The sequence below is a fragment of the Pseudalkalibacillus sp. SCS-8 genome (assembly GCF_040126055.1).
Lineage (GTDB): Bacteria > Bacillota > Bacilli > Bacillales > Fictibacillaceae > Pseudalkalibacillus > Pseudalkalibacillus nanhaiensis.
Genome location: NZ_CP143541.1, coordinates 983,307 through 1,009,076 on the forward strand (window position 1 = coordinate 983,307; position 25,770 = coordinate 1,009,076).

The 25,770-nt window shown below is 42.4% G+C and carries 29 protein-coding genes; 21 read left to right on the forward strand and 8 right to left on the reverse strand.

All coding sequences use genetic code 11. The annotated features are described in order from the left end of the window. Nucleotides 1–6: 6 nt before the first annotated feature. The 6 genes from V1497_RS05005 to V1497_RS05030 all read left to right on the forward strand — a co-directional run bounded on the left by V1497_RS05005 (nt 7) and on the right by V1497_RS05030 (nt 3,469). A complete protein-coding gene (locus tag V1497_RS05005) occupies nt 7–672 on the forward strand; it encodes a cyclase family protein (protein ID WP_349409874.1) in 666 nt (221 codons plus the stop codon). A gap of 74 nt (nt 673–746) precedes the next feature. Continuing rightward, a complete protein-coding gene (locus V1497_RS05010; RefSeq protein ID WP_349409875.1) occupies nt 747–1,043 on the forward strand; it encodes a hypothetical protein in 297 nt (98 codons plus the stop codon). 48 nt (nt 1,044–1,091) lie between these two features. Further along, a complete protein-coding gene (locus tag V1497_RS05015; RefSeq protein ID WP_349409876.1) occupies nt 1,092–1,733 on the forward strand; it encodes an MFS transporter in 642 nt (213 codons plus the stop codon). 11 nt (nt 1,734–1,744) lie between these two features. After that, entirely contained in the window at nt 1,745–2,296 is a 552-nt protein-coding gene (locus V1497_RS05020; protein ID WP_349409877.1) for an MFS transporter, read from the forward strand. Nucleotides 2,297–2,377: 81 nt separating this feature from the next. Continuing rightward, nucleotides 2,378–2,569, forward strand: coding sequence for a hypothetical protein (locus tag V1497_RS05025; RefSeq protein ID WP_349409878.1), 192 nt, complete (start codon nt 2,378–2,380; stop codon nt 2,567–2,569). A 114-nt stretch (nt 2,570–2,683) separates the two neighbouring features. Beyond that, on the forward strand, nt 2,684–3,469 hold the full coding sequence (locus V1497_RS05030; protein WP_349409879.1) for a GNAT family N-acetyltransferase: 786 nt from the start codon (nt 2,684–2,686) through the stop codon (nt 3,467–3,469). Between the two features lie 460 nt (nt 3,470–3,929). On the opposite strand, the gene V1497_RS05035 is transcribed toward V1497_RS05030, so the two are convergent. Continuing rightward, a complete protein-coding gene (locus V1497_RS05035) occupies nt 3,930–7,631 on the reverse strand; it encodes an FtsX-like permease family protein (protein ID WP_349409880.1) in 3,702 nt (1,233 codons plus the stop codon). Further along, nucleotides 7,624–8,316, reverse strand: a complete 693-nt coding sequence (locus V1497_RS05040; RefSeq protein ID WP_349409881.1) for an ABC transporter ATP-binding protein — start codon at nt 8,314–8,316, stop codon at nt 7,624–7,626. The genes V1497_RS05035 and V1497_RS05040 overlap by 8 nt, the downstream gene beginning before the upstream one ends. Nucleotides 8,317–8,551: 235 nt before the next feature. Between V1497_RS05040 and V1497_RS05045 the strand changes: the two genes are divergently transcribed. From V1497_RS05045 to V1497_RS05055, 3 genes are all read left to right on the forward strand, one after another. Continuing rightward, nucleotides 8,552–9,418: an ABC transporter permease subunit gene (locus tag V1497_RS05045; protein WP_349409882.1), complete on the forward strand. Its 867-nt coding sequence runs from the start codon at nt 8,552–8,554 to the stop codon at nt 9,416–9,418. Then, entirely contained in the window at nt 9,418–10,341 is a 924-nt protein-coding gene (locus V1497_RS05050; RefSeq protein WP_349409883.1) for an ABC transporter permease subunit, read from the forward strand. The genes V1497_RS05045 and V1497_RS05050 overlap by 1 nt, the downstream gene beginning before the upstream one ends. 64 nt (nt 10,342–10,405) lie before the next feature. After that, nucleotides 10,406–10,960 (forward strand): GNAT family protein, encoded by a 555-nt coding sequence (locus V1497_RS05055; protein ID WP_349409884.1) that lies wholly within the window; start codon nt 10,406–10,408, stop codon nt 10,958–10,960. Nucleotides 10,961–11,010: 50 nt separating this feature from the next. Here V1497_RS05055 and V1497_RS05060 read toward each other — a convergent pair whose 3' ends face one another. Beyond that, complete coding sequence (locus V1497_RS05060; protein WP_349409885.1) at nt 11,011–11,313, reverse strand: DUF3243 domain-containing protein; 303 nt, start codon at nt 11,311–11,313, stop codon at nt 11,011–11,013. A gap of 273 nt (nt 11,314–11,586) precedes the next feature. Here V1497_RS05060 and V1497_RS05065 point away from each other — a divergent pair, with 273 nt between their 5' ends. Then, complete coding sequence (locus V1497_RS05065) at nt 11,587–11,931, forward strand: hypothetical protein (protein ID WP_349409886.1); 345 nt, start codon at nt 11,587–11,589, stop codon at nt 11,929–11,931. Nucleotides 11,932–11,946: 15 nt separating this feature from the next. Here the strand turns inward: V1497_RS05065 and V1497_RS05070 are convergent, their stop codons facing one another. Beyond that, nucleotides 11,947–12,951: an oxidoreductase gene (locus V1497_RS05070; RefSeq protein WP_349409887.1), complete on the reverse strand. Its 1,005-nt coding sequence runs from the start codon at nt 12,949–12,951 to the stop codon at nt 11,947–11,949. Nucleotides 12,952–13,037: 86 nt separating this feature from the next. Next, nucleotides 13,038–14,201, reverse strand: coding sequence for a glycoside hydrolase family 18 protein (locus V1497_RS05075; protein WP_349409888.1), 1,164 nt, complete (start codon nt 14,199–14,201; stop codon nt 13,038–13,040). Nucleotides 14,202–14,371: 170 nt separating this feature from the next. On the opposite strand from V1497_RS05075, the gene V1497_RS05080 reads away from it, so the two are divergent. The 3 genes from V1497_RS05080 (at nt 14,372) to V1497_RS05090 (ending at nt 17,456) form a co-directional block, all read left to right on the forward strand. After that, nucleotides 14,372–14,764 (forward strand): hypothetical protein, encoded by a 393-nt coding sequence (locus V1497_RS05080; protein ID WP_349409889.1) that lies wholly within the window; start codon nt 14,372–14,374, stop codon nt 14,762–14,764. A gap of 82 nt (nt 14,765–14,846) precedes the next feature. Continuing rightward, entirely contained in the window at nt 14,847–16,310 is a 1,464-nt protein-coding gene (locus V1497_RS05085) for a methyl-accepting chemotaxis protein (protein ID WP_349409890.1), read from the forward strand. Between the two features lie 138 nt (nt 16,311–16,448). Then, nucleotides 16,449–17,456: a vanadium-dependent haloperoxidase gene (locus V1497_RS05090; protein ID WP_349409891.1), complete on the forward strand. Its 1,008-nt coding sequence runs from the start codon at nt 16,449–16,451 to the stop codon at nt 17,454–17,456. 845 nt (nt 17,457–18,301) lie between these two features. On the opposite strand, the gene V1497_RS05095 is transcribed toward V1497_RS05090, so the two are convergent. The 3 genes from V1497_RS05095 to V1497_RS05105 form a co-directional block, all read right to left on the reverse strand. Then, nucleotides 18,302–18,751, reverse strand: a complete 450-nt coding sequence (locus tag V1497_RS05095) for a helix-turn-helix transcriptional regulator (RefSeq protein ID WP_349409892.1) — start codon at nt 18,749–18,751, stop codon at nt 18,302–18,304. Between the two features lie 124 nt (nt 18,752–18,875). Then, the gene (locus tag V1497_RS05100) at nt 18,876–19,622 is read right to left on the reverse strand and encodes an alpha/beta hydrolase (protein ID WP_349409893.1); all 747 of its coding nucleotides are present in this window, start codon (nt 19,620–19,622) and stop codon (nt 18,876–18,878) included. Beyond that, on the reverse strand, nt 19,609–20,598 hold the full coding sequence (locus V1497_RS05105) for an acetamidase/formamidase family protein (protein WP_349409894.1): 990 nt from the start codon (nt 20,596–20,598) through the stop codon (nt 19,609–19,611). Before V1497_RS05105 ends, V1497_RS05100 begins: the two co-directional genes overlap by 14 nt. Before the next feature lie 218 nt (nt 20,599–20,816). Between V1497_RS05105 and V1497_RS05110 the strand changes: the two genes are divergently transcribed. From V1497_RS05110 to V1497_RS05145, 8 genes are all read left to right on the forward strand, one after another. Beyond that, nucleotides 20,817–21,260, forward strand: a complete 444-nt coding sequence (locus V1497_RS05110) for a hypothetical protein (RefSeq protein WP_349409895.1) — start codon at nt 20,817–20,819, stop codon at nt 21,258–21,260. 18 nt (nt 21,261–21,278) lie between these two features. Next, nucleotides 21,279–21,587, forward strand: coding sequence for a TIGR04104 family putative zinc finger protein (locus tag V1497_RS05115; RefSeq protein WP_349409896.1), 309 nt, complete (start codon nt 21,279–21,281; stop codon nt 21,585–21,587). Between the two features lie 78 nt (nt 21,588–21,665). Further along, complete coding sequence (locus tag V1497_RS05120) at nt 21,666–21,830, forward strand: hypothetical protein (protein WP_349409897.1); 165 nt, start codon at nt 21,666–21,668, stop codon at nt 21,828–21,830. Between the two features lie 11 nt (nt 21,831–21,841). Beyond that, a complete protein-coding gene (locus V1497_RS05125; protein WP_349409898.1) occupies nt 21,842–22,888 on the forward strand; it encodes a DUF2332 domain-containing protein in 1,047 nt (348 codons plus the stop codon). 5 nt (nt 22,889–22,893) lie between these two features. Continuing rightward, the gene (locus tag V1497_RS05130) at nt 22,894–23,901 is read left to right on the forward strand and encodes a S66 peptidase family protein (protein ID WP_349409899.1); all 1,008 of its coding nucleotides are present in this window, start codon (nt 22,894–22,896) and stop codon (nt 23,899–23,901) included. A 25-nt stretch (nt 23,902–23,926) separates the two neighbouring features. Continuing rightward, the gene (locus V1497_RS05135) at nt 23,927–24,547 is read left to right on the forward strand and encodes a nucleotidyltransferase domain-containing protein (protein WP_349409900.1); all 621 of its coding nucleotides are present in this window, start codon (nt 23,927–23,929) and stop codon (nt 24,545–24,547) included. A gap of 335 nt (nt 24,548–24,882) precedes the next feature. Continuing rightward, on the forward strand, nt 24,883–25,350 hold the full coding sequence (locus tag V1497_RS05140) for a LytTR family DNA-binding domain-containing protein (protein ID WP_349409901.1): 468 nt from the start codon (nt 24,883–24,885) through the stop codon (nt 25,348–25,350). Beyond that, entirely contained in the window at nt 25,337–25,741 is a 405-nt protein-coding gene (locus V1497_RS05145) for a DUF3021 family protein (protein ID WP_349409902.1), read from the forward strand. The genes V1497_RS05140 and V1497_RS05145 overlap by 14 nt, the downstream gene beginning before the upstream one ends. Nucleotides 25,742–25,770 lie beyond the last annotated feature (29 nt).

A 25,770-nucleotide genomic window follows, 5' to 3' on the forward strand; every position in this document is an offset into this window, starting at 1 on the left:
GGTAAAATGCCAAAGAAGCGATATATCGACCTCAGCCATACGATTGAAAATGGACTGATCACCTATAAAGGGCTACCGGCACCTGTGATTTGTGACTATTTAAGTCACGAAGCGTCCCGTGAACAGTATGAAGAGGGAACAGAATTCCAGATTGGTAAAATCGAAATGGTATCGAATACCAGCACGTATGTCGATGTACCCTTTCATCGGTACAAGGATGGTAAAGATCTGAATGACGTTATGATTGAACGCTTTGCGGGATTAGACGGTGTATTGATTTCAATTGATAAAGGTACGAAAGAGATCGATGAACATCATTTTCATGGTGCAGATGTGGAAGGGAAAGCCGTTCTTGTCCATACAGACTGGGACCGGCACTGGAATACAGAGCAGTATTTCGAGGGTCATCCGTACTTAACGGAAAAAGCCGCACAGTATTTGCGAGATAAGAATGTCGCTTTGGTCGGAATCGATTCGATGAACATCGATAATACCTCAGGAAACAATCGTCCTGTCCATAGTACGTTGTTAGGGTCCGAAATCCTCATTGTCGAGCACTTGTGTCATTTGAATGAACTTGTGGATCAGAAATTTCGCTTCTACGCCGTGCCGCCAAAGATAAAAGGGATGGGAACGTTCGCTGTCAGGGCTTTTGCAGAAATAATGGAATGAAAGCTATCCTCCAACAAAGGGACATTGCCACGTTAAAGAGAAAGTAGTTAATCAAAACTACTGGGAGGATTAGTATGAGTGGACTTTCTGAGGATCGAACTGTTAATCAAACTTTTGTAGCCAAAGAGTTAGAAGACCGATATGAGATTATCGATAACGTTTTTCAGGTTAGAGACTATGCTGTTTATCTTGTCATGCAGAAAGACCATTCCTCTTATTATGAACTCATCGAGGTGAAAGTCAATCAATCTGGGGAAGTCAGTTTGCAACTATGGCACGAGCGAATCAGTCTTGAAGCCGATCAATTCGAAATCTCCAAAGAAGTGGAGAAGGCTGTTCAAGCAGGATTTCTAAAGAAGGTAAATCTGTAACCATCATCAACTAGAAGGGGGACCATTGCCATAAAAAATAAAAATGCAATGTTGCTGTTAAGTGGCATCGGGATTTCAACGTTAGGTGATTTCATCTATCTCGTCGCCATCAATGTCCTTGTGCTGAAGATGACAGGATCTGCTGCAGCAGTTGCAGGCTTGTGGATCATGGGTCCGATCGCCTCGATACTGACGAAGTTCTGGTCAGGCAGTCTGATTGACCGGTTGAACAAGCGGAATCTGATGATTATGACCGACATTGTCAGAGCAGTGCTCGTCGCAACAATTCCATTTCTCCATTCCGTCTGGCTCATTTACGTATGCTTGTTCTTCCTTTCTTTTACGAAGGCTTTCTTTGATCCGACTTCCCTTACGTACATCACGAGTCTCGTGCCTCAAAAAGACCGGAAACGATTCAACTCGGTCAGAAGCCTTATCACATCTGGTGCCTTCCTGGTCGGTCCAGCGATCGCCGGTGCATTACTCCTCATTACCACGGTCAACATCGCGATTTGGATCAATGCAGTTTCATTTCTTGTATCGGCACTCATTTTGTCGTTGCTTCCTCATGTGAAAGCGGAAGAGAGCTTTGGCGGACGTAAAATGAATGTGGCCGTTTTACGCAAGGATTGGAGCGAAGTCATCCGTTTCAGTCGTAAAATACATACATCGTTTCAATCTATTTCCTAGCGCAATTCATCATGATCGTTGCTCTCGGAATGGATGCCCAAGAAGTGGTCTTCACCCAACAGGTCTTGGGACTATCAGAAACGGATTACGGGCTTTTAATCAGCATCACAGGTATTGGATCGATCGTCGGGGCATTTACAGTATCAATCCTGGCGAACAAACTATCCATTAAAATGTTAATGGGTATCGGCTACATGATGGTCGCAGTCGGCTATTTGATCTATGCCTTTTCGTTTTCTTTTTGGTCCGTTGCAATCGGCTTCATCATCTTGGGCTTCTTTAACGCCTATTCCAACACAGGATTCATGACATTTTACCAAAACAATGTGCCAGTCAAGATGATGGGGAGGATTACAAGTGTTTATGGCTCGATCCAAAGTGTGTTCCAAATCCTATTCATCCTGATGATCGGTTTTACGGGAGAATTGATTCCACTCCGTTACAGCATTATCGGAGCTGCTGGTTTGATGCTCATCCTTACCATTTGGCAAATTTATCTGGTGAATAAGCCATCAAGGAAGGAATATTTTACCGAACAACCAGAAGCAATCACAACCCCTTGATACAGTACTGGCCAATATATTGAAACTTATTTGAATGTCAATCGTATCCATTAGTAGGAAGGAAAAAGAGGAGGGGATACGATGATTTGGTTTTACTTTTTAGCTCCTATTGGACTCCTGTTACTTGCAGCATTCATTTATGACAGGCGACATAAGCTGATGCACGGACCGAATAAAAGCAAACAAGGTCACCCATATCGAGAAAACCTACATCATAGCAACCACGTCGATTTTCATGTAGGCAGTGGCGATGATGGAGGAGGCTCCTTCTAATAAAATCAATTCAGGGAACATCCACGAGGGTGTTCTTTGTTTAACTTAAGATGACAGCAAGAAGCATTAATGGAAGATTTAACAACCATATTCTAAATTTCGCAGGTGAATAACATGATAACAGCTTTGGCTAGAGAGAAGTACATACGAGTAAAAGAATGGATTGATGATAAGAGCATCCTAGCACCAACACTTGCTTATGCGGTGTTGGATGGATACGTAGATGGAGAGGTTTATGCTGATTCCACTGAGCCGAATAATGTCTTGATTGGAACCGAGTCCGGCATTTATTTCGTTGCTGGTGTAGGGGACAATGATTTATTTAACACTCATCTCGTGTCCCTTTTTAAAGAAAGGAAGCAAAACGGATCACGCTTCACGTTGTTTTCGGCGTCTCAACAATGGGACGAGGTTCTACAAAAAGAGCTACGTGATGAAATCAAACTTATGAAACGCTATCATTTCACATTCAACAGCCAACGGGAACCGAATACACGGGACCTGCCCGCTGGATACACATTACAACAGATTAATCAAACGACAATCCAACAAAGCTCAGAGTTTGATGAAGCGTACTACAAGGAATATTGGAGCTCCATGTCAAACTTTCTTGAGAATGGCTTTGGATATTGTATCGTATATGATGGGAAAGTGATTTGCGAATGCACGTCCATTTTTGCATCTGACAAATATGCGGAAATTGACATCGTCACTGATGAAGAACATAGGGGGAAAGGACTTGCAGCTATCGCAGCTGAAGCATTCATCCTCCATTGCCAAGAGAGTGGAAGAACACCTAGATGGGACTGTTTTGTCTCTAATACCGCTTCGATCAGAATGGCGGAAAAAATGGACTTTGAAAATCCACTCGAGTATTCCATCATCGTGAAAAACGTTTAGTACGAAAGGAGATCAATGTACTAGCTGGGTTTGATGATATCGGGATATCGACGTTCGGTGCCCGGCTTGTCCCGAGAGAAGAGTTAAGTTCCACTCTCGCCATGGGGAGCAAGCTATCCCATAGTGTTGCCGTATTCGTTCCAATAGTTGGAGCGGTAATCTGGTCTTCATACGGAGCTATTTACGTCTTTCTTTTAGGTGCTCTGATTACTACAACAGCTGCAGTTTACTCGTTAAAAAGTCTTCATTAGTAGGAGGGGACCACCATCATAGATATTATTGTTGCTTTAATAATCTTAATCCTCGTGCTTTCTGCTCGATGGATCCGAATCGTAAAATCAAATACCGATCAAATGATCAAACAAAACGAAAAGATGATCCAGCTGTTAGAGGAACTCAATCATAATGTTAAAAACAATAAAGAACGAGAAGATGCGTAAGCAGCATCTTCTCGTTTGTTTTAATTCGAAGGAATTTGAACATCTATGATAATTCCTCTTGGGAAACTGTCGGTTTCAATAACAAATGCGACTCTTTGAATGTCACGAGGTATTTCATAAGTCAATAGAACGTCGGCAATCCCACCAGCTTTTAAAAATTTCTTTTCTGCCCAGTCTTTATTCTCAATAACGGTCATATTTAACGGCTTGTATTCATTCCCTTCAGCATCGACGACAATGTTTTGATATTGTGGCATGTAATTTATACCCCCAGATGCTCTTTGATCAAAATGTTCCATTTTGACCGGTATTGTTAGTAAACGATTTTTATTGTTTTCTAGATTAACATCATTGGGAGGGTCTGTTAATTCACCGACAGTTAATGTGGTTCCTGAGCCAAATGTATCACCAGGTCTTCCTGTTTCATGAGCAGTTTTAAGTAATTCGTCTATAACGGTTTCTTTATCTTGGTTTGATTCACCATTCACAACTGTCGATTTTTCCATAGGAATCTCGATGATCATATCCCCAGGCAAATCACTGACCTTGAAAATCATTACGAGCTGATTAACATTTTTCGGAACTTCATACGTCAAAAGGACGTGGGCTAGTCCTCCGCCTTCTAAAGAAGATTGAAATTTCCAGTTTCTTTCCTCCACGATTTCCATATGCTTGGCTTTGTAATGATTTCCTGCTTCATCCATCAGTTTATGAAAACGAGCTTTGTACAAAAGTTGTATAGTGTCAGTATTTTCAACGAGGACGGGTACGGTGAGCAACATATTTTCTGGGTCACCCAACTTTACATCGTTTGGTGCATCTGTTAGTTCTCCAAATGTAATTATTTCTTGCTCTTCATCAAAAGTTTGTCCTAATGTTCCGGTCCTCCAGGCTGTTTCCATCAGCTTATCAATTGGTCCGTCCTCACCTTTTTTCTTTCCTTCACCTTTAGCTTCATCTTCATCATCTGGCACGGCAGATGTACTCAACACTTCACCGGATGTTTTATCCTGGTCAGAAGGACTCGTGTACTTTGCAACAGATTCTTTGACTTCTGGAATGGCGTTTGCAAGCAATACGATAATTCCTACAAACAAAGCAGCACCTACAGCACCTAGACCGTACTTGAATTGCTTTTCTGTTTTCTTCGAATTTGTCATGCCACCACTGATGCCTTGATATGGCTGGATTTTAACTGCTTTCTCAGCAGGGAGGATAGCACCTAATAATCCTGTTACAATCGGAATGAGTAGGGTCGTAAGTAGGAAAAGGAGCTCACTGACAGGAACCCCGCCATACATTCTCCAAATGAGGAGGAACGCTAAACTTAACCCTAAAATACCAGCTAATAAACCACTTAATCCACCTTCTAGTAAAACCAAAGTACGGACGTTTTTGTTTTGCCATCCTAAAGCTTTCAAAACGGCGATCTCTCCTTGCCGTTCAGAAACGTTTTGCCAAATGATCTCAGCCGTAGTAAGAATGGCGATTAGTATGGCAACTCCCATTGCAATATAGTGCATGGTTCCAACTTCCATCGCGACGAATTCACCTAGCCAAGTCGCATACATGACGCCTTTTAAACGGAAAGTCACGAATAAGAAGAAAACCAGAAGTCCGGTAGGAAAAGCGATGGAAAGTATCGATAGCACTGTCCTGTTAAGCTTCGTGGATAAGTAATTGAAGCTCATTCCGATGACAGACTCTGACTTGACGATTCGTTTTGACTTATTCGAGATTTCACCGGACTTCATCGTTTCATACGGTTTGATTTTTCTGACCAATAGTGCAGGAACGAGGGACCCGAACCAATAAATCAGGAGTCCGAACAATCCGATTAACAGAATTCTTATTCCAGAGGTTTCCACGCTGCTGGTCAGGAAGTAGAAGCCGAGAATGACCCAGCTCATCAAGGCGACGAAGCTTCCTAATAAAGTTGATTCTAAGAATAATAGTTTTGATAGTTGGTTCGGTCTCCAGCCTATGGATAAGAGAACCGCGAATTCTTTCTTACGTGCAAACATCATGATGAGGTTGGATGAAAATACATACACGATCGCAACCAAGATGACACTCGCAATCAACCCGGTAAAACCAACCTTGGCTTCCTGGAAGATCGTGATGGATGAGCCGAGTTTGATCCAAGGCTGTTGCACCCATCCAAGGCTTTCCTTCCCTTTGATAGCTGGAATATGGGTAAGAGCTGGTTGAGGAGAAGATCCAAGCGTAATGTCTGTAATTAAACCTGTTTCCTGTTCAATCTGTTCCGCAACAGATTGTAAAACTTTCTCACTTTCGTCATTCAATTCCTCGACGCCTTTTACGTTGACCCGAATCGCAGAAATTGGTTTATCACCAGCAATCTCTTCTGCTGCTTCAAGGGTCGTAAGAAGCATTGGTGGTTTTGTAAGAAAACCATATGGGTTGTTCAAAGGTTTCATTTCCTTTGGAGGATTGACTGGATTGTTTTCAGGGTCTATAACCCACTGCGCTTTAGATGGGAAATAGGTTTCCATTGGAAGCTCTGTTAAGGGATCCTTTGAGATGTTCAATTTAGTAGGATCAAATATACCCTTAAAATCCAACTTAATTCTCGGCCAATCTTTACTATCTTCTCCATAAGTATTAAGGGGACGGTATGTTTCATCCACTGCCAGACGAGAGTCTTCAGGCAGGGTATATGGTGTCACTTCATATGCAAATGGCCATCTGTCAGAAAATGGACTTGATACTGGACGATAATCAATTGGAGAAGGTTTAAATCGCATAAACTTCATGTGATTTTGAATATATCTTCCATTTGTAATATCATCGATAATTTTGTCGTGGGCTTCTTGGGTGGAATACGTATAATCCTTTACCACTTCTCCTTTTTGCTTTTCGAGAAAATCTTTTCCACCTTTATCTTTGATTTCTTCCATCATTTCTTCTTGTTGTGCTAGGCCTTCAAAGGGAATATCCAACTTTTCAACAACATATGAAATACTTCCGTCAACAAAATTATGATTACTAAGTAAAACAGGAATCTTGATGTCTTCGAGGTTTTCGTCGACTTTTATACGCTCAGGTTGATCATCTTCATTTAAATAGCGATTATTTTTTTTATCCAAAATGGCTTGATCCAGTCCGACAAGTTCAGCTTCAGCTTCAGGATCGATTCCCGCAACCATAATATCGGTGCCGTTTGATAGTTCTCCATGAAAGTATGCTACACCGTATTCCTGACCGTGATTTCTTGCATCCCATCCTCCTACAGGAAAGTAAATTGAACCGCTATCCGTATCAATAGCAGCTCCTGTATTTGTTTTATAAATGATTTTCATACGATAGATACCGGGAGTCAGACTGCTTTTATCCACTTGGCCCAACACCGTGTTGTTATAGATCATGCCGATCATTGCGATAGGAGCAGCGATATCAACTTCATCCATAGCTTTGATCTTTTCGTATTGTTCGATTGATATACCGCCATCAATTCCACTAAGGTAGTTCGGCTCCAGGAGATTCTTTTCTTCTGTCACACTTCTTGAATCAGGAGGACGTACAACAATATGGTAAGATGATTTCCAACGCTTTTGCAGCTCATCGACGATTGTCCCGTTCGTTGCCTGTGTTATCCCGACAAGATAGCTCAACCCGATACTTAGTATGAGCACACCGACAATCAGTAAAATAAACCGTTCTTTGTTCCGCCACCAGGAATTCCATATAAATCTAAGCATGGGCTGTCAGCCTTTTCTGTTCGATGATTTCCGCGTCCTTCATTTTGATTTGGACCGATGCCCTTTCAGCAAGATCAGGATCATGTGTGACGAATATAACACCACAGCCTTTTTCCTGATTCAGTCTTGTGAGGAGGGTGAAAATGATTTCACCAGTCTCTGTGTCAAGGTTTCCGGTCGGTTCATCAGCAAGCAACCACTGGGGTTCATGAACGAGTGCACGTGCAATTGCAACCCGCTGTTGTTGACCACCGGATAACTGGGAAGGTAAGGAGTTCATTTTGTCACTTAAACCAACCTCTTTCAGCATTTCTTCGGCACGTTGTTTTTTATTGTATGGAACTTTCCTACCGAATAAAGGAGCCATGACATTTTCTAGGGCTGTCAGTGTTGGAATGAGATGAAACTGCTGGAAGATGAACCCGATGTGTTCGAAGCGGAAATCAGCGAGGTCTTTACTTTTCATTAAATTGATTTTTTCTTTTCCAAAGTGAATTTCACCAGTTGAGGGGAGATCCAACGTTCCAAGTAAGCTTAACAGTGTCGATTTACCAGACCCCGAAGGCCCAACAATAGATACGAAGTCTCCCTGTTCGATGGAAAGGTTGATATTGTTCAGTGCATACGTGCTGATGCCATCGCCTTCAAAAACTTTGCTAATATTTTTGCAAACTAGATTCTCCAAAAAATTTACCCCCATTTGCATTTTCGGCATTTTTTATATATTTTAAATATAACAAAAATTAACAATAATACATATAAATTCTAGTAAAATTTCTAAAAAAGATGGACAAGCTTTGTGCTTGTTCATCTTTTTTTAGGTTCTCTGCGCATATATGTAAAAATGAGGAATATTTCGACAAAATGTGTTACGATTTTTTATAGATAAATTTTCCAGAAAGAGAAAATGAGGGGTCTTCATGTTTGTAATTTTACGAAACGTTTCAACTGTACTTTTTCTGTTCATCCTTGCAGCAATGCCGTTAGGGATACATGATCAACAAGGGAAGATTGTCTTTGATTGGAACGTGATGTTTTCAACAATTCGGCAATTTTTTGAGGGCTTAAGCACCGGGGAAGCATGGACATATCGGCAAGGGGATCGGAATCCATCCATTATGGAAGATCTAGTGTCACCTTATTTTACGTCTTTTTCGTATCTACTAGTCTCAGCCATCATCGTCATCCTTCTTTCCATCTGGCTCGGGATTTTTCTTTCAAAAAGAACGAGAAGCTGGGTGGATGGGATTGTAGGATTAGCGGGGATTATTCCTGATTTCATCGTCGTCCTGCTTTTACAGCTGTTGGTCGTGTTCATCTATCAATCTACTGGTGTAAAAACGTTCAAGGTTGCTTCGTCTTCTGCTGGGGAGCCGGCCGTATTCCTTCCGATCTTGACGCTTGTTATCATTCCGTTATTCTACTTGGTTCGTAGTCTAGGAAATGCGACATCTGACGTCACGTCTGAAGATTATATCCTCATGGCGAAGTCGAAAGGGTTCAGCAAACGCTATATCAATTTCTACCACGTAACCTCGAATGTGCTTCCTACATTGAAAGCGGATTTACATAAAGTGATGAGCATCATGATCGGCAACCTTTTTATCGTCGAGTATTTGTACAATACACGTGGCATGACGACGCTGCTGTTTTTGACAATGTTCAGATTCGGCTATCAGTATAATCTCGTCATCTTCTGTTTGCTTGCGTTCATGACGCTATATTTTGTTTGTTTCTTCGTGTTAAGGCTGTTTATTGCCGCATTGGAAAGAAAGGTGTCATTCTAATGAAGAAAACGCCTAATTTATTTTTGATCACTGGACTTGTTTTGCTGTCCTTTTTCGTCCTTCTATCACTGTTTGGTCCGATGTTTGCTCCGTATGATCTCGATGATCGAGAGGAAGTGGAGTATACATCGACTGAGGACGGGGACTATGAATTGAATGTCGCACCTCATCCGCCATCTGCTAAGCATCCATTCGGCTCTGATAAATGGGGTTATGATATCCTTACGAAAATGCTTCATGGGGCTAAGTATACGGTTTTTACCGTGTTAGTCGTAGCTTCAATCCGTGTCGTCTTTGGGACGGCTTTCGGGGTGATGAATGCGGTACGCTCGAAACGGAATCAAATGAAAAAGACGAATTTTTCGTTGTTCAACGGCATTCCGATTTTCATCATCATTTATTTTGCGTTATTCGGAATCACTTTCAATTCGGATCTCTCAACCCTCACGTTGGTCATTCTAGAAGGGAGTTTGCTAGCTGTTCTAGGGATTCCTGGTGTTTATCATGTGATATACAATAAAACGATTGAATTGAAGAAGAAAACGTATGTAAGTGTAGCAAAGACCCTTGGTGGTAGCTCGATCCATTTGTCCAGAAAGCATATCTTCCCGGGACTGAAAGGGAATTTGATCATCCTTGTCGTAAGTGAAAGCATTCAAGTGCTGCATGTCATCGGCCAATTAGGGATTTTCAATCTTTTCCTTGGTGGAACGTATTATCAGACTAATCCGTTGCTCTTTTTTTCAATAACGAATGAATGGTCAGGGTTGATTGGTCAGTCACGGTCCTTCATATACAGCACACAATGGGTCATTCTTTATCCATTAGCGGCTTATTTATTATTCCTGCTTTCCTTCTATTTACTTTCTAAGGGATTGAATACACGAATGGAGGAGCAGCTGCGAAGAACGAGCCATATGTAGGAAAGGGAATCAAGCCTTTTATATCGAAGGTAGTTGTATAGTAAATACATTTGGAGGGCTTGCTATGACAAAATCAAACAGGACGATCAAGTTTTTGGAAACCGAACGGCTCTATTTAAGACCAGTGGAGGAAGAGGATCTTGATTTCATTTACACCCATGCTCTCTGGGATAAAGAGGGGCGGCGACTTACTGGAACACAATCGGTCTTCAGCAGGAAAGTCGTCTATGATTGGTTTGAACGGGTATCAACGGACAGTAGCAGGATCGACCTGTTGATTTGCATGCAGGACACGGACCAGGTCATTGGTGATATTTCGATGTTGGAAATTGATCATCAAAACCGGAATGCTGAAATGAGGGTATCGATCTTTGATCAGGCGTTCTGGGGTAATGGATATGGAACTGAAGCGATGGCTTTGTTCGTCAATTACGGTTTCAAGATGTTGAATCTCCATCGGATCAGTCTGGATGTGTTCGCCTATAATGAACGGGCAATCAAGTCCTATCAAAAGCTCGGATTTGTACAAGAAGGCATTAAGAGAGATCAACTCTTTTATGATGGGGAGTATCATGACTCGATCATGATGAGTGTGCTGGCAGACGAATTCATCAAGTAGTGTATACATGAAAATCTCGCACCAGCGATTGATGCGAGATTTTTTTTCGTCTATTTGTTTGTCGTATCTGCAAGTCTGACGAGTACGCGAGCCATATGGTGGCGTTCTTCATCATTCGCGACATTCCAGAGCTCGTTTAATACTTTTTCTTCGCGGTTACGTGGTTCTTCATGCTTGGCTAAGTAATCACCTACACGCTTTGCGCCTTTACGGAGACCTTCCTCATCCAGTCCAAGCTTTTCACCTTTATGAACTTGGTCACCTAAGTAATCTTTGAATGTTTCAAAGCTTTCCATGATATGGTCTTTCTTGTCTTCCGTCATCTGAGCTGCAGCATTTTTTGGATCATTCATTCTATCCACTCCTTTTGCTGTGTTAATGAACTAGTACCACAAAATGAAGGAAGAAAAACATTTTAGGAATATAATGGAGGAAAAAAGTTCTATGAAAAAGGTATACCTATTGTTCATGATGCTTTTCGCATTAGTCGGATGTACACCAGAAACCCAGAATTAGAACCTTATAAGGGAACCTCTTTGAAGATTTCTGTTGTGGGAGAAATACCTGAAATAAGGGAATCAGAGAAGATTCGTTTTCACACGATAGCATTCGATGAGTTAAGTAACGTGGAAGCAAAAGAAACGGATGCCGTGTTCATCATGCCTGAACACTTAAAAGAGGCAGCGGGACACCGGTTTGCTGAAGTGTACAATTCATTAAAAATTCCGATCTTCTTCATCGGTTCAGAAAAACACTTAGTTGCATTTACGTCAGGTGGATTGTCTTATGAGGATGCTTATGATCTGGAGAACAACGAGTATGCTTTCGGCAATTTATCCACTGAAAACGGGGAGAAGAGAATTTGGGAATTTGGACTCTATAATGATGAAGAAACGAAAGCGCATGTGCAACGCGTGTATACCCGAATATTTAAAGCGGTTGAGGAGATTAAGATAGGAAAAGAGGGATGACATTCGTCCTCCCTCTTATTTACATGCTTCGATTATTCGGATAACATCTGTTCCTTGTTGGGCTGTGACAGGAAGGGGAGCGCCGTTACGAATCGATTCAAAAATCTGTTCATAATACGCTTCATACTGCCCCGTTTCGGTCATGATGCGTTTGCCATCAGTGTATTCATCATTCGTGAGGATTCCGTACGTTTGCTCCTGATCCAGTCCCCAGCCTGTACTGCGAGGCATCTTCCCTTCACGGAGCTGGCTTTCCTGAGGGTCGGTTCCATACTTCACGAAACTCCCCTTCGTCCCGTGGACTTGAAAACGCGGTCCTGGCGAACGAACAAGAGCACTTGAATGGAGAATGACCTGAAGAGGATCATAATCAAGACGGAGATGGAAGTAATCATCGACTGTTGCATCTTCACGTTGTGCCTTCACATCAGCACCAACATGCTTCGGTTTATTCCCGAAGAGTTGAAGCGCTTGATCAATCAAGTGTGATCCGAGGTCGAAGAGGATGCCTCCACCTGGAACTGGTTTTTCGCGCCACCGGTCCCGTACATTTGGTCGGTATCGATCAAAGTGGGCTTCATAGCTCATCACTTCACCGAGTGCTCCTGATTCAATCAGTTTCCGTACGGTCAAGAAGTCGTTATCCCAACGTCTGTTGTGGTAGGGACTTAACACAAGCCCTTTTTCTTCGGCCAATTTCATTAATGCTTCGCCTTCTTCTGAATGAACGACGAAGGGCTTTTCGATGACAACGTGCTTTCCGGCTTCCAAAGCCTGTTTTCCTAACGAAAAATGATATTCATTCGGGGCTGTTATGACGACCAATTCAACCTGATCCGAATCAATCACTTCTTCGGGAGTCGGAACCACTTTGACATTTTCCATATCAGCATGGACATTTTCAGGCTTGGAAGTGGATACGAGCTGAAGCTCATACTCGGGTAAGGTACGGAAAAAAGGGGCATGGAAGACCTTCCCGGATAATCCGTAACCAATCAATCCAACTTTAACTGGGTTCATCGTGCTGCCTCCATTCTTGAAACAATTTCACGTTTCTACTGTAGCACACCCCAGTGTGGATTTTTACCTAAATGAATCAACAGGGTTTACTCTGGCTGTAGTCCATCATAGACTGCTTTCAAAAGCACGCCCTTTCTGTCGTGGCTCAGCTCCCAAACCATAGCGCCTCCCAAATTCTCAGTCTGGATGTAATCCGTTTTATGTTGGATTGATTCAGGGTCTTCATAGCTGATGAAGGATGTCCCGTTCCAGAGATAAGGAACCTTCGTTTCGTCATCCATGAACCGTTTATATCCTTCTTTGTTGAGATGCTTGTCCTTAATGCCATCATACGTCACACTTCCGCCGTCCAATACGAAGGGCTGGTGGAGACCGTTGTTCAACGGGGTGACAGCGTCATACTTCCGCCCGTAAAAAGGAATGCCTAGTACCATTTTTTCTTTCGGTACACCCGCATTGAAATATGCATTGACCGTATCTTCCGCACTCCATTTGTTCGGTGCATCTCCTGAAGTGGTATAGAGCGGTGCATTATGGCCTGTTTTCTTGTACCACTGACCGTTGATGTCATACGTCATGAGGTTGATGAAATCGACATGGCTGACGAGCTGGGCCATTTCCGTCTTTTCAAGGAAACTTGTACTCGCAGCGCCTGCGATGGTCAGCGTGTACTTTTTACCAGTCTGTTGTTCGTGCTGATCCAACTGTTTTCGGATTTCCTCCATCAACTTCGTGAAATTCTCCTTGTCTTCAGGTCGGTGTTTGTTATCGGACTCACCGCCGCTCACCGGATATTCCCAGTCGATGTCAATTCCGTCAAAACCATGCTCCTCGATAAAGGTGACTGTGCTGTCAGCGAAAGCTTTACGAGATGCTTCCGTAGCAGCGACATCCGAAAAATTTTCAGAATGACTCCAGCCACCTACTGAAATCAATGTTCGTAAATCAGGATGCTGGGCTTTCAATTTTTGGAGTTGTTTCAAGTTTTCAACGTCAACCTCGGGGTTCCCGAGTGCAACTTTCCCATCATCGGAAATTTTAGCGAATGCATAATTCAAATGCGTAAGCTTCTCCGCTTCAATATCCAGAACATCGAAACCTGAATAAGCGGCCCAGCCACCGTAATAGCCGACAACTTTCTTTTCAGAAACGCTTTTTGTATCAGAATCAGCTGCAGTCACGGTAAACACGGCTACAATTAATGCGAGGACACCTGCCATTACCATCAGTAAAAGTTTCTGGTTCTTCAAACTTACAGCCCCTTCACGTGAATAGAAATCTATTAAAGAAATTCGCTCGGAAATCATGCCGTACAGGGGTGCAGAGTGGTTTTGTCGTTTGGGATATTTTACTAGATACAGAGAAGGAGTCCATCCCTCGTAGGAGAAGAATAAAGATAGTAGATTTGGAGGGACTGGACATGAAAAAAATTCTGCTCACCGTGTTATTCATTTTCCTTATAGAGGGATGCAGTCAAAAAACGGTCGTACATAATGTCACGCTTGAAGAACATATATTATCTACGTTGGAAGATGGGGATGAAATTGACTTGAATGAGTTAACCGATTTCACATGGGATACGGCATACCTTTTCACGCCTTATACAACTCAGGAGTCGATCAACAAGCACCTTGGTGTAACGTTTAAAGACCCTTCTAACATAGACCACAGAGATGATATCTTCTTACTGATCTTTATGGAGGGCGGGGACGTAATCCAATACGCTGAAATCAGTCGCGAGCACGGTGATCTATCCGTTGTTGATGGGATGGAGATAAAGCCGGAGAAAGCCATGTTAAAGGTAGAAAATTAAAATGAAAACTATATGTTAAAAGTTTTGTTTCAATCAGCCGATATATAGGATAGATGAACTATATAAATCAGAGGTGACGGTGTTGAAACAAAACGAGCTGCAATTTAACGCATTACTGCAAAAGAACAAAATCATGTTGATCATGTCTGTCGTTTGTACCCTTTTAGCCACAGGGATTGATATTGGCTTGAAGGCGCCTTTATTGAACATTCTTGTCATATTCTTTGGTGGAGCTGCTCTAAGTGGGATTCTTGCATTCTCGTATATAAAGAAACGGTTTGTAACGAAAGCCCCTTACATTGCAATCATCGGGTTAGGTAGCATTTTAGCGACGATCATGCACACCTCACCTTCTGACCAGAATGCGTTTTTAGTCTATTTCCTGTTAGCATGCTCCATCCTTTACCTCGACCGAAAGATGTTTTTTATCGGTACCGCTTTTGGAATCAGTCTCGTCGTATCCTATTATTTGATGTACGGTGACAGGCTGGAAACCACGTTAGGTAAGACGATGCTGGTGATGCTGCTTGTCCTTGTCGTCTTTTACCTGCAAATGCTGATTGCAAAACGATTGAGTGATCAGATGGAATCCTTGCAGCAGAAGGTCGAGACCCAGCTTGAAACGGAAAAAGAACAGCGCAAACGATTGGATGCAAACACGAAAACGATTGCCGGAGACCTGCAAAACCTTACTGAAAATAGTGAGCAGAATCAGCATTCCTTCATTGAGATGAACCATGCCATCCAAGAAATTGCGTCCGGTACCCAGTCGCAAAGTGATTCCTTGAACAGTATCATGAACGCGATTGAAAATACGAACAAGCTCGTTTCACGGTTACAGGAGAATGCAGATCACCTTCTAAATCAAACGACTTACACAGGTGAGAGGTCCGAGCAAGGGACTGAGCGAATCGAGCAGTTGCACAAGCAGATCAACAATTTCAAAGAGCTCGTGAGCAAAATGTCAGATGATATGAATACACTATCGAAGCATATTGGTGAATCGGTTACATTCATCAATTCGATTCAAGAAATCACTGCTCAGACGAACCTGCTTGCCTTGAACGCATCCATTGAGGCGGCAAGAGCAGGGGAGGCTGGACGAGGGTTTGCGGTAGTCGCTGATGAAATCCGGAAGCTTGCGGATACGACAGAAAAAGCAGCTCTCGCCATTTCCAACAATTTGACCGAGATCCATAACAGTAATGGTCGGACACAAGCTCAAATGAAGAGCATCGCGGTGGAGATGGAAGAAAACATCCGAGAAACCGAAGAAACGAGCAAGGTTTTCAAGGATATCAACGAATCGGTACGGTTGTTGAAGGGTGAAATGGGCGAATTCCAAACGGTTGCTGGACACGTTAGTAAGGATATGTCCGATGTAGAAGGAGCCGTCAATAACTTCGCAGCTGTTCTTGAAGAGTCGACAGCGACGACAGAAGAGATTTCAGCATCCATCCACCAGCACACAGAACAAAATCAGCAAGTCGTCAAACAGATCGAGAAAATCAATAAACAGGTTGCAAGTCTTACAACAAAGGGCTAAATCACCAAGGCACTCTCTAAAGAGGGTGTCTTTTTCATATTCAGGGATAATCGATCTCCACGCCTGTCCAAACCATACTCACTTGTCCGCATACACTGGTAAAAGATTGACGAAGAAAATAACAATAAAGGTGATAAAATGAGTAAAGATTATTTGAAGTGGTCGAAGCTGCCGTACGGGGGAGAGGAATTTCCACCAGATAACCCGATCGATCCCATGGCGATCTCTTGGCCGACGTATTACATCAAACGGAGAGGGAAGCGTTTTTTCAGTCCAAAAGGTCTGATCAGATTTGATCTGAAGAAGCCAGAAGAGATTGATTGGGATCATGAATTGACACTCGTCAAGCGTACTCTTGAAAACGTGACGGATGAACAAGTAAAAATTGCGAAATACTGGGGGGCTGGCGCTGCGACGAAACAATGGACACCGATCATCGATAAATTGATCGACACGTATGGGTGTACGGCACCTTATGCGGCACGACTGCTCGCAGCTGTCCAAGCTGGGGTGAATGATACGTTCGTTGTTTGCTGGCATTACAAATATTTGTGGGATGTGGCCCGTCCTGTCCAGTACGATATCGAAATGCTGCCGATTCTATGCTCACCACGATTCCCGACGTATCCTTCCGGTCATGCAGCCGTTTCAGGATGTGTTGAAGTCATCCTAAGTTACTTTTTCCCTGGAGAGGCCGTCAGATTGCGTGAACTAGCTGAGGAAAATGCGATGTCCAGACTGTATGCAGGTGTTCATTTCCCGATCGATAATGACGAAGGGTTGAAGCTGGGAAGACGTGTCGGCGAAATCGTCGTTTCCCGTCTACAAGAGCAACGGGATCAACAGTATGCGAAAATCGATCATCCATTTACAGAATATATTGGCGCTGATCTTCTTCCGCCGCCGTATGAACAAGCGATGCCATATCCATTCAAGGATACGTGCACATCCAACAAAGTATGTGACGAAACCCGATCAGAAGAAGAAGCTTCTGAAGAAAACTCTTTTGAAGAAGAACTCGAATATGTTGCTAAGAAAGAATTGGTATCGGAAAAAGTATTGGATGAACGGCTCCTTGAAGCAATTCCGCATTCCCGCTCAATGCCACATCCGGTTCTATATATACCGAAACCAAGGAAAAGATAAAAGGAAACGCTCAGGCTGCTGAGCGTTTTTTTTCGTTATTTGGGTTTTCGGGGGGCGATATTCCGTTTTTGCTGTTATTGGTGTGCGAAAAAGGCTCTTTTGGGGTGCGATATTCCGTATTTGCTGTTATTGGGGTGCGAAAGAGGCTCTTTCGGGGTGTGATATTCCGTTTTTGCTGTTATTGGGGTGCGAAAGAGACTCTTGCGGGGTGCAATATTCCGTATTTGCTGTTATTGGGGTGCGAAAAAGGCTCTTGCGGGGTGTGATATTCCGTTTTTGCTGTTATTGGGGTGCGAAAGAGACTCTTTCGGGGTGTGATATTTTGTTTTTGCTGTTATTGGGGTACGAAAGAGGCTCTTGCGGGGTGTAATATTCCGTTTTTGCTGTTTTCACGGTGCGAAAGAGGCTCTTTCGGGGTGTAATATTCCGTTTTTGCTGTTTTCACGGTGCGAAAGAGACTCTTGCGGGGTGTGATATTCCTTATTTGCTGTTTTTACGGTACGAAAGAGGCTCCTGCGGGGTGTGACGTGCCCGCTGTCTCCACTTCCTAAACGATTTCTTTATTCCGTTAATGATGGAATCAAATAGAATACCATAAAACAGTCCAGTCAAGATTCGTAAGATGTATCCAAACCAGGATATGTCTCCACTCTCAGTCAGCATCCAACTTCTAAATGGTTCAGTGTATATAGCTTTCATTAAAATCGGTTCGATACCAAACAGAAAAAATATGAGCCCTTTATCATCGTACCCTAAATAATTATGTACACTGACAAGTATGCTTATTAGGGTCATCCAGAAGGTAAAAACCATATAATCCTCTCCTTATAAACATATTAACGATCTTATGAGTTCAACTCATGAAGACGTTCTACTGCTTCATCTTTATTGAACGAACTGAAATACCAGTAGTTCAAATCATCAATGATGCGATAATGTTGGCTTATCAGGTTTTGTTGTAATCGATATGATCCCCGTTTCTCCACTTCATTCCACCATACTTTTCCACCCATCGTTTTTTGAGTTGGTCTTTCAATTCGGTGTAGAGCAACCAAACGTATGACGTCGAGTGGTTCATCTCCTAAGCTATTTCGTAGCACTTCACTTTGTTCAAAAATGGCCACAACTGCAATGACAATGTTCCAACTGGCGTTTGTACGACCTTTCTCGATTTGGACTAATGTTTTCTTTGAAATTCCCAAAATATTAGCCATGGCATCTTGGGAAAAGCCTTGTTCTACACGTATCAGTCGAACTTTCTCAGATACTAATTGAATGACATCGACCCTGTCCATATGATGACCCCCTCCTGGTTACAAATAATACTTTTAGTGTAATATTACACTAAAAGTGTCGAATGTCAACTAACACCCAGCAAAAAAGAATCCAAATCAATGATTTGGATTCTTTCATGTCGACTTATTTCACTTGTGAAGCGTTACAGGTCTGGAAAAATGATTGGGCGGTTTGAATGAATGTGTTCAAGTCTGGTTCGAAAAGGTTATGGTCGGAATCTTCAAAGACGACGACTTCGGCGTGAGGGAGCGTTGTTTTATAGTTTTCAATCAACTCTTCTCTCAAAACAGCACCTTGTTTTCCACCTGCTATGATGAGTACCGGGCAGGTAATAACAGATAAGTCATCCCAGAACGTTACCAGGCTGGATTCCTTCTGCAAACCATGTAATGCTTCAGGTTTCATTCGCTCTGATAACGATTTCCCTCTCCAAGGCGGTAACTTTGAAAAGAAATCGACCCACCCATCAGGGAGCTGTGTATGGATGGCAGGGTAATCTCCAATGATCAGTCCGTCTAGTAAACTCGGATTTTTAACAGCATAACCAATCGTATAAGATACACCTCTTGAATACCCCATCAGGATAAAACGCTTCAAGCCCAACTCCTTGATGACAGCATCAATGTCGCTGATATGGTCATCTAACGTATACCCTTTGGCTGGTGTATCACTTTGACCGCGTCCGCGCAACGTAATGGTGACACAATGTCTTGGAGACAGTTTTTCCATGATCGGTATGTAATCTTCAACGGATTCGGAAAGCCCGGGTATGATGACGAATGGGGTTTCGGAGTTGTTTCCGCGATTCATCTCCCCGACATGTAAACGTACTCCGTTGTTATCAATCCAACGCTCATCATAATTTTTCATTCAACAACACTCCATTCGTATTTTTTAATGCATCAAAGGCCAGGAAAGCATGGACCCCTTTAGCAGAGTTCACAATCTGTGTAATGCGGAGGTCGACCACAAGTGATGCGTAAGCATAAGCTTCCGTGCGAGAAATTTTATAGATGGAAGACATCAGGTCCAGCATTTCCGATAAGGCGATCCACATCGCTTCATCCAGATCTTCATGAAACCCCATCGTCACCCACCCAGAATTTGTTTTTGCGCGAGGCATTTGGACATCAAGATCTTTTCGGACGTTGAATGTCATACTGACCTTCTCCATGGGGCATTCCAGTGCAGGACCGCTCACTTCACCATCACCCTGCGCAGCATGCCCATCCCCCGTAGAAAAGAGTCCACCTTTTACAGGGACAGGAAGATATAAGGTACTGCCAGCCTGAAGCTCTTTACAGTCGATGTTTCCACCATAAGCCCGCGGAATGAAGGTGGTATGTTCGCCGGCTTCAGGAGGAGGCATCCCCATAATGCCCATAAAAGGTGAAAGGGGGACACTAAAGTCGAAATTGCCGAACTGGCTTGTCGCTAACATTCTCTTTGAATCGAGACAAAAGTCATACAGGATTTCCTTTTCGTGAGTGACATTCATCCGGTCATTCCAATAGCTCGGAAAACCACCTGCCGATGTCCAGCCCCACTCACCGGGTATTGCTTCATTCACCTTGATTTCTAACGTGTCTCCCGGCTCCGCCTGTTTAATATAGACGGGACCGATCAGTGCGTGACCGAATCCTTGTCCTTTTCTATGGGGTTTTACCGAATCAAATTTTTTCCGAGGCATACCCAAGCCCTCTCGCTTTTCCACCCCCCAGCCTGCGTCCAACGTTTGAAAAATGACTGTATCTCCAGAATCAATCTCTAAACAGGAATCTAGGTTTTTGCTGAAAAAACCATGCAACGTATCTGCGTGTGGCGATAAATGATGAACCTTACCCAAATCATCCCTCCACTCTATTGGTTTTTATTACCTTATAAAGTAATATAAATTACCTTTTAATTAAAATCAACTACTTTTTACTCTTTGATATAAAAAAATTACTCTTTAAAGTAATGATTACCTTGAAGCACGTAACGTCATAATATGGTACAATTTTCCTTAAATAAGAGATTAGTAGATGAATGTCCTTATTGCCTAACAGACCAGAGGTGAGATAAGTGAACCATGCTCATTTTATAATTCCGAGTGAAACCGAGGAACATGAAGTGTTCCCTAAACCTAAGGATTACTTGTATTGGAAACCGTTGATGTCTTACTTTTTGAAACATAGTGATACAGTTGAGTTCCAGTGTTGGATGGACGAACAAGCGGTAGTACGTGAGGTTGAGAGCACTGTTAAAGACGGGGAAAGATCCGTTGATGGTTCAATGGTTATCGTGAAAACGGCTATTACACATGAAATAGAAGCTTACATAGTGAATCAATTCGTGTCAGCAGAAGGGAAGCTGAAATGGTTTTCTGTTTTCTTAAGTAGAGAGGACAGACCTTGCTTTCATGGAGAGCACTGGGGAACGGAATTCACAGCTTTCAATTATTCGAAAGAAGACATGGCATTCGTCCAATCTGTCGTTCCATCAGACACACAATTCATAGATTGGTAGGAGAGGGGGGACAGTACTTTGGCAAGAAACACATGTGAATCTTCCGGTGAGAAATTACCGCGCTGGTCCATCTTTAAAAGGACATTGATCAAAAAGCGCTATCCGATTGAATGTCCTCATTGTGGAAATGAACTCTATTTCACCGCTAAATCACTGAAGCTTTCATTTTTATTGATACCAATCATCCCTATTTTGTTCACGCTCTTATACTTATGGGACGTTCCTGAAAAGGTACTCGGCATCACGATATTTGCAGTCACGCTATCTTTATTGATTTTCTTTCCGTTCCTGGTGAAGTTGACCGACAAAGAAGAAAGTCTTTACTAATGAAACGGAACCCTTGTTCATCCGTAGAAAAGAGTAACAAATAAAGGGAAAAGCCTATATGTAGAGAAGGAGATTTTTATGACAGCAGGATTCTTAGCATACTTTATTATTTATTTTATTGTAGCAAGGTTGATCAGCTTTTCGAGTTACATTAGTTGGATGCCGACAAAGCGGACGAGTTGGATCCATGACGTCATCATTGCTGCAGTTTTTGCGTTCATCAGCTTACTTTTGTTGGGTTAGGAGGTTATTAAATGACAATTGAACAATTATCGAATCGATTTGTGACTTTCTCAAAAAAGGAATGCGCTGGGTCCAGTGATCTATACGAGTACCTCGCCATGAACATTTCAGAGGATGACGAGTTATTGAGGTTGTGTACGTATGCGCGAGAGGGACAGCCTGTTCCAAACCTTTTATTCAGTGCTGTGCATTATTTGTTGTTGAAAGGAACGGAGCATCCGCTGAGAGACTATTATCCGAGCATTGTCGCAGAACCGAAGCCGGTTGAATTCTCTTATCCAGCCTTCAAGGATTTCTGTAAGATACATAGAGATGCAATCACCCATCTTTTACAAAACAAGCTCGTTCAAACGAATGAAGTCCGCCGTTGCGCTTACCTGTTTCCGCTTTTCAGCCATATCTATGATCGGGTGAATAAGCCGTTATCGCTAATTGAGATCGGGACAAGTGCGGGGCTTCAGCTTTTATGGGATAAGTATCGTTATTCGTATGGAACGGGTGAGGGCTTTGGTAATGAAAAATCGAATGTCCATATTCACTCTGAAATAAAAGGAGACGTTCAGCTTCAATCGATGAACATTCCGCCTGTTGCAACGCGAGTCGGACTTGATCTTCATGTCAGTGACTTGCGCGATCCAGAAGACCATCTATGGTTGAAAGCGCTGATCTGGCCTGAGCATGATGAGAGAATTGAGCTTTTCGAGCAGGCTTCCCAATGCATTCAAGAAAACCAAGTCGATCTTATGGAAGGAGATGGAGTCGCTCTGTTAAATGAGGTGGTGGAAGAACTTCCGAAAGATACAGCCATTTGTATCTTTCACACCCATGTCGCCAATCAAATCCCTGAAGAGATGAAACGGACACTTCTTGAAAAGATAAGAAAGATTGGTGAGAAACGGGATGTTTTCCACATCTACAACAACATGTGGGACCGAAAATTACATCTAGATTCCTTCATAAATGGGACAGAGTACAACGAAATTATCGGTGACACAGACGGTCATGGCCGCTGGTTTGAGTGGAATTTGAATACCGCATATGTAGGAACGAGTAGGTGAAAGGTTTGCTGAAGGCTAAGAAATTATCAATAGGGGATAAAATCGGGGTCATTACACCCTCTACACCTGCTCCTGTAAACTTTCAAGAACGATATCGAAGAGGTTTAAACCAATTGGAGAAGATGGGTTTTGAAGTAATCGAGGGGAGATGCTCCAATCGATCCCAATCATACCGGTCGGCCTCCATAAAGGAACGTGTAAATGAGATAAATGATTTCATCCATAATGATGAAATTAAAGCAATCATCAGCACGATGGGGGGAATGAATTCAAACTCATTACTTCCTTATCTTGATTATGAACATTTGAAAAAGAATCCGAAGATCATTATGGGTTACAGCGATGTGACCGCCATTCTTCTAGCAATCTACGAAAAGACAGGTTTAACGACTTTTTATGGTCCTGCAATCGTCCCTTCTTTTGGTGAATATCCCTCCATGTTCCCTAAAGGGATGGAGTACTTCCATGATGTGATGTGTTTAACCAAGAAAGCCCCATATCAATTGGATGTCCCTGGCTACTGGACGGATGAAATGCTAGATTGGAAGACTCAAAATCGTGAGAAGGAGATGTATATAAATGAAGGGTGGACGAGTATAACCTCAGGAAAAGCGAAGGGAAGACTGATTGGTGGTAATCTAAACACGATGTCAGGGTTCATGTCTTCTGAATACTTTCCTTCAAAATTGGAGGGAGCCATTCTCTTTATCGAAGATTCTTTCAAAAACATGGCTACACAAGAGAGATTGTTCAGTATGTTGAAAGTAGCTGGAGTTTTTGACCAGATTGCAGGGTTGATTGTTGGTAAGCATGAACAATTCGATGATCAGAATGCGCCATTTAACCATGATGAATTACTCATAGAAGTAATCGGAGATTGCCAGTTTCCTATTCTAACGAACGTGGATGTTGGTCATACCTTCCCTGCGCATGTTTTTCCGATTGGTGTTGAAGTTGAATTGGATGCTACAAATAAACAAATCACATTTTTAGAAAATGGAGTTAGGGCTTAACTGTTTTTTGAAAGCAGGTGTAAAAATGGACTTGGTGAATTTCAAAAAGGATTTGGTTACATATATAACAGAGAAACACAGCGTACATACCATCATTTTATATGGTTCTTACAGTACCGGGGATTTCACTGAAGACAGTGATATTGATGTTCTCTGTTTTACCGATGTGGGGGAAGAAAAGAATGACACCGGTTTGTTCGAGGGCAAGCGATTGGATGTCTGGATTTATCCTGATGAAAAATTGCAGCAACCAGACCAATTCCTCCATGTGCATAAAGGAGAAATCCTGTTAGATGAAAAAGGTTTAGCTGGACCATTCTTGGAGGAAGTTGAGAGGATTTATGAGGAAGGACCATCTCAAATGAGCGAATCCGAAAAGGACTTTCTGAAAAACTGGCTAAGGAAGATGAACGAAAGGTCCAAACAGGATGATTTTGAAGGGAACTATCGCTATCACTGGATGCTGCGAGACAGTCTCGGAATTTATTTTGAGCTGAAAGGTGTCTGGTATCCAGGTTCGAAAAAAGCAGTTAGGTGGCTGGAGGAACACGACCCGACTGCCTATGCTCTTTTTACGGAAGTCTATAAGAAAGAGGTCGATCATCAGGCCATTGATCAGCTGTTGGATTATCTGGAAAAGCTCTGAAACCATTGAGGGGGAAATGAGTTGGAAAAATTGAATATGTCCATATTAAATCGTATTATGATCGGACTGTTTATGGTGTTGTTATTGATTATTTTAGGATATATAGCAGTTCAATTGGCTGTAATTGCGGAAGCACTCTTAACAATTAGAAATCACCTTTTTGCAATACGTCAATCTTTATAAAACATAAAAATGCGCATTCCCAATTATGGAATGCGTTTTTAGTTCAGGACATGAGCATTTCGTCTTCCATATAGAGCCTTTCGTCTAAAATGTGTATTAGTGTGAGTACCATCCTTGTATAGTAGGGTTAACAGAAAAGAGGGGGTTGAGACATGCGACTGAAAATTGAATATGATGCCAGGCTACCGGATGATTTGATGGTTTTACGGAGCAAAGAAGACAATGCCTACATACCAAAAGTGAATCAGATTCTTGCCGAGCCAATGGGGTTAGACATGATAATCAGTCAACAGGATACCAGCTTTTACCCCATTCAGACGGAAAAGGTGTACTTCTTTTTCACTGAAAAAAAAGGTGTATTTCTTAAAACCGAACAAGGTATTTTCAAGACAGATGAGAGACTTTATGAATTAGAGGAACGATTGCCTGATCACTTCGTCCGCATATCCAGGTTCGAGATCATCAACCTGCATTTTCTGAATCGATTCGAATTTACATTCGGAGGGAAATTCGTCCTTCACATGAGTAATGGGGAAAAGCTGTTCACAACAAAGACATACACAAAGGCGATCAAACAATTGTTATTCAAAAAAGGAGGTATGGTGGATGGAAAAAAATAAATGGAACCAACTTATACTTGCCGTCTCGCTCGCAGCTAATGTGATGGTAATCGTAACATGGGCCATTACAAAGCAACTCGGTAACTCCATCATTGATCCGGCTTATTTATTCAAGAATATGATAGCAGCAGCCGTAATCGTCGGAGGGAACATCGCTTTAGGATGGCTATATCATCGTCGGAGAAACCACTTTTTCATAGGAAGCGTTCATTTCATTGTTGCATTGATGTCATTTATCGGGGTTGGTGTATGGGCGAAGTGGTTTCCTGCAGATCTTTCGATTATCATTACTTCCGTGATCATGTTTATCTTCATTTTCGCGATCATATGGATTGCCCACTATTTCTATTGGAAAAACCAAATTAAAAAAATGAATGAGAAACTAAGCTAGAGGACTGCAGATGCAGTCCTTTTCCTATA

Coding starts and splice junctions, on each gene's coding strand:
- V1497_RS05025 (WP_349409878.1), top strand. CDS start 2,378: ATGATTTGGTTTTACTTTTTAGCTCCTATTGGACTCCTGTTACTTGCA.
- V1497_RS05020 (WP_349409877.1), top strand. CDS start 1,745: ATGATCGTTGCTCTCGGAATGGATGCCCAAGAAGTGGTCTTCACCCAA.
- V1497_RS05100 (WP_349409893.1), bottom strand. CDS start 19,622: ATGAAAAATTATGATGAGCGTTGGATTGATAACAACGGAGTACGTTTA.
- V1497_RS05125 (WP_349409898.1), top strand. CDS start 21,842: ATGACAATTGAACAATTATCGAATCGATTTGTGACTTTCTCAAAAAAG.
- V1497_RS05135 (WP_349409900.1), top strand. CDS start 23,927: ATGGACTTGGTGAATTTCAAAAAGGATTTGGTTACATATATAACAGAG.
- V1497_RS05080 (WP_349409889.1), top strand. CDS start 14,372: ATGAAAAAAATTCTGCTCACCGTGTTATTCATTTTCCTTATAGAGGGA.
- V1497_RS05120 (WP_349409897.1), top strand. CDS start 21,666: ATGACAGCAGGATTCTTAGCATACTTTATTATTTATTTTATTGTAGCA.
- V1497_RS05015 (WP_349409876.1), top strand. CDS start 1,092: ATGTTGCTGTTAAGTGGCATCGGGATTTCAACGTTAGGTGATTTCATC.
- V1497_RS05090 (WP_349409891.1), top strand. CDS start 16,449: ATGAGTAAAGATTATTTGAAGTGGTCGAAGCTGCCGTACGGGGGAGAG.
- V1497_RS05030 (WP_349409879.1), top strand. CDS start 2,684: ATGATAACAGCTTTGGCTAGAGAGAAGTACATACGAGTAAAAGAATGG.
- V1497_RS05060 (WP_349409885.1), bottom strand. CDS start 11,313: ATGAATGATCCAAAAAATGCTGCAGCTCAGATGACGGAAGACAAGAAA.
- V1497_RS05005 (WP_349409874.1), top strand. CDS start 7: ATGCCAAAGAAGCGATATATCGACCTCAGCCATACGATTGAAAATGGA.
- V1497_RS05045 (WP_349409882.1), top strand. CDS start 8,552: ATGTTTGTAATTTTACGAAACGTTTCAACTGTACTTTTTCTGTTCATC.
- V1497_RS05095 (WP_349409892.1), bottom strand. CDS start 18,751: ATGGACAGGGTCGATGTCATTCAATTAGTATCTGAGAAAGTTCGACTG.
- V1497_RS05055 (WP_349409884.1), top strand. CDS start 10,406: ATGACAAAATCAAACAGGACGATCAAGTTTTTGGAAACCGAACGGCTC.
- V1497_RS05050 (WP_349409883.1), top strand. CDS start 9,418: ATGAAGAAAACGCCTAATTTATTTTTGATCACTGGACTTGTTTTGCTG.
- V1497_RS05145 (WP_349409902.1), top strand. CDS start 25,337: ATGGAAAAAAATAAATGGAACCAACTTATACTTGCCGTCTCGCTCGCA.
- V1497_RS05035 (WP_349409880.1), bottom strand. CDS start 7,631: ATGCTTAGATTTATATGGAATTCCTGGTGGCGGAACAAAGAACGGTTT.
- V1497_RS05140 (WP_349409901.1), top strand. CDS start 24,883: ATGCGACTGAAAATTGAATATGATGCCAGGCTACCGGATGATTTGATG.
- V1497_RS05070 (WP_349409887.1), bottom strand. CDS start 12,951: ATGAACCCAGTTAAAGTTGGATTGATTGGTTACGGATTATCCGGGAAG.
- V1497_RS05010 (WP_349409875.1), top strand. CDS start 747: ATGAGTGGACTTTCTGAGGATCGAACTGTTAATCAAACTTTTGTAGCC.